This is a genomic window from Micromonospora sp. LZ34, from assembly GCF_052981855.1.
Window position 1 is genome coordinate 1 of the sequence record NZ_JBRIQN010000122.1, and the last position, 3744, is coordinate 3744.

Annotated in this window: 1 protein-coding gene; it reads right to left on the bottom strand. The window is 71.0% G+C overall.

Annotated features, from left to right (window positions below; genetic code table 11):
* Positions 1-3744 (bottom strand): Pls/PosA family non-ribosomal peptide synthetase (locus tag ACVCAH_RS37595; RefSeq protein WP_447140967.1); only part of this gene is annotated, 3744 nt, incomplete at both ends.

Genomic DNA, 3744 nt, shown 5'->3' on the forward strand with positions numbered 1-3744 from the left:
CCTTGGGCGGGGATCCCGCGCCATCGGGTCCCGGGGGTGAGGTGTTCGCCCTTCATCAGCAGTGAGAGCGAGTCCAGGCTGACGCCGTCGCCGACGACGGCGTCGTAGAGCACGATCGCGCGGGTGCCGATGGTGGCGCCGGCGCCGACGGTGACGACGGACATCTTCATCACCCGGTCCTCGAACAGGTGGGTTTGCAGTGACACCTCGGTGCCCACGGTCGCGTCGTCGCCGATCTCGACCAGGTCGAACTCGGTGAGGTAGGTGGTCCCGATCCAGGTGCGTCTGCCGACGCGGACCCCGAACCAGCGCAGCACCGGCGGCAGGAACGGCGTGCCGACGAGCAGCCCGACGCCGACGGGGACCGCTGCGGCCTCGTAGAGGCCGGTGACGAACTCGGTGCGTCGGACGAAGTCGCTCCAGAGCGGTTCCACCCGGGGTCGGTAGGTGCCGATGATGTTGCGCTTGGTCGCCGCGCAGAACAGGATCACCGCGACGCTCGACGCCATCGCGACGAAGGGCGACAACAGCGCCGGCACGAGCAGATCCCGGCCGTTGGCGAGCCAGGAGAGCGCCATGAGGTAGAGGTAGAAGCTGGCACCGAGGACCGATGCGGGCAGGGTGGCGCGGAAGAACTCGACGAACAGCCGATGCGCCACCACCCTGCGCGGCGGACGGAAGGTCTGCTCCTCGGAGAAGGATCCGCTGCTCTGGCGCACCGGCAGGTGGATCGCCGGTGAGCCCAACCAGGAGGTGCCCTCCGGGACACTCTTGCCGGGCGGCAGCGTGCTGACGCCGAGCAGGGAACCGTCACCCAGCGCCGTGCCGGCCGGTACGAACGCGGCGTTCCCGACGAACGCCCGGCTGCCGATCGTGGTGGGCAGGAACGCCACGCGGCCGTTGGCGAACGTCGCGGCACCGAGGCTGGCCATGTCGGCGACGAAGCTCTCCGATCCCAGCGTGAGCAGGTCGGGGTCCAGGTGCGCGGCGGTGGAAACCTCGGCGCCGGGCCCTACCCGGGCACCGAGCATGCGCAGCCAAGGCCCGGTGTAGAGGGTGGCGTAGAGCGAGTTGGTGAACATGAGGCTGAACTCGAGCAGCTTGTCGATGATCCACTTGCGCACGCCGAGCATCGAGTGCACCTGGTGATGGAAGCCGACAGGTACCCGCGGCAGCACGAGGCGCTTGCCGACGGCCACCACCGCGCAGACGGTGAGGACGTAGACGATGCCGGCGGGAAGGGTCGCCACGAGCCCGGCGAGCAGCCCCTGGGTCAGCAGCACCCACCAGACCAGCGCCACGCTGGGCAGGACCATCGCGATGGCCCCGAGTTCCAGGCCGATCAGGCCGACCAGGGCGGCGGCGATGTGGTGCAGGCGCCAGCCCTGGTTCAGCGGGCGGGAGCTGAGCAGGGCTTCGACGGTGGGAGTGAGCCGACGGGTCGGCGCCGGCGGTGAGCCCGCCCAGCGCGCTCCGGGTGGCACCGCCTCGCCGTGGACGAGGACGGACTGCTCGCCGACGCCGGCGTACGCCCCGACCGAGGCGCCCGGCTCGAGAACCGCGTTCGCGCCGACGAAGGCGTTCGGTCCGATGGTGATTGGCCCGACGACGACCCAGCCGTCCTCCGCCCGCCAGGGGCGTAGCGAGACGCCGTACCCGATGGAGGTGCTCCGCCCGATGGAGAGCAGAGTCGGGAGGCTGACGGCGCTGGTCGCGATCATGGTCCGGCGGCCGATCCGTGCGCCGAGCAGCCGCAGGTATGTGGCCATCAGCGGAGATCCGCTGAGCACGGACAGTGGCCCGATCGCCAGCAGCGTGTTCAACGCCCAGAGCCGAACGTAGGTGATTCCCCACAGGCGATAGCGGCCGGGTCGGATACCCGCGGCCAGCGGACGGGCCAGCAGCACCGGCAACACCCACCGCACGCCGAGGTAGCTGAGCAGGATCGCGACCATCAGTTCCGCGAGGACGCGGACGGACACGAAACCGTCGTTGCGCGTGTAGACGTAGGAGACGGGAAGTGTGACGGCCAGCAACAACAGGTAGATCACCGAGCCCTGGCCGAACCCGGCCAGCGCGATCCGGCGGCTGCCGTGCCGCACCGGAGCGGGACGGGCCGCAGCGGTCGGCCCCCCGACCCGCTCGGCGGCACCCAGATGAGCGGCCATGCCGCGTACGGTCGGGTGGGCGTACAGGTCCCGGACCGCGGGGTTCACGCCGACGTTGCGGGCGCGCAGCAGCGACACCACTCGCGCCGCGAGCAGCGAATGTCCTCCGAGGTCGGTGAAGAAGTCCGCCTCGACCGATAGCGCCGCGGGCTCGAGGCCGAACGCCTCCGCCCACGCGGCCCGTACCTGTTTCTCCAGCTCGCTCTCGGCGGCCACGAGCGGACCCGTGGCGCGGGTGAGCCGGCGGATCGGCGCGGGTAGCCGCTTCCGGTCGACCTTTCCGCTGGGCATGGTCGGCAGGGCGGTGACGACGTCCAGGAAGGAGGGCACCATGTAGGCCGGAAGCCGAGTCTGCAGGGTCTGGCAGAGCCGCCCGGTCAGCTCCTCCCACCCGTCCTCGGCGCCGTCGTGGGGAACGAGGTAGGCGGCCAGCTCACGGGGGGCGTCCGGGCCGTCGGTGACAGGGACGAGCGCCACCACGGCCTCAGCCACGCCCTCGTCCTCCAGCAGCACGCTCTCGATCTCACCGAGGTCCACCCGATGGCCACGGATCTTGACTTCGGAGTCCGCCCGGCCGAGATACTCGATCTCGCCGTCGGCGGTGAGTCGACCCAGGTCACCGGTGCGGTACAGCCGGCTGCCGGGTGGCGCCAACGGGTGCTCGATGAACCGGTCGGCGGTCAGTTCGGGCCGTCCGACGTATCCGCGCGCCACCCCGGGGCCACCGATGCAGATCTCGCCGACCTCGCCGTCGGCGACCGGCTGGCGCTCTTCGTCCAGCAGCACCACCGAGTAGGTCGGCATCGGCCGCCCGATGGTGACCAGCCGTCCGGGGAGCAGTTCACCCCAGGTCGCGGTGACCGTGGCCTCGGTCGGCCCGTAGGTGTTGAGAATCCGCCGGCCAGGTCGGCTCCACCGTTCGACGAGCTGACCTGGGCACGCCTCACCGCCGACGAGCAGGTTGCGGATCCGGGGCAGGTCCCGGGGAATCGTGGCCAGCAGGGTGGGCACGCAGTAGAAGACGGTGATGCGGGCCTCGTCGAGGAAGTCCGCCAGCTCCGCGCCGAGGCGGCGGGAGTCGGTCGGGCCGGCCACCAGCGTCGCGCCGACCGCCCAGGTCGGCCAGATCTCTTCGATCGCGAAGTCGAACGCGATCGTCATGCCCTGGTAGACCCGGTCGGTCGGGCGTACGTCGTACACGCCAGGCACCACGTCGAGGAAGTTGCAGATGCTCGACTGGGCGACCTCGACACCCTTGGGCCGACCACTGGATCCGGAGGTGTAGATCACGTAGGCGCTCGGGTCCGGGTCGTCGTCGAGGGCGGGCCGGTCGCTGGGGGCCGCGGCGAGCTCGGCGGCGCTGTCGTCGATGACGAGCGCGCGCTGGTCGCCCACCCGGTCGGCGAACGCCGAGGACGTCAGCACCAGGTCGACGTCCGAATCCTCGGCGATGAACGCCACCCGGTCGGCCGGAGACTCGGGGTCGATCGGCACGAAAGCCGCGCCGGCCTTCCCCACGCCCAGCAGCGCCACGTACGTCTCGACCGAACGCTGCAACAGGATGGCCACCCGGGCG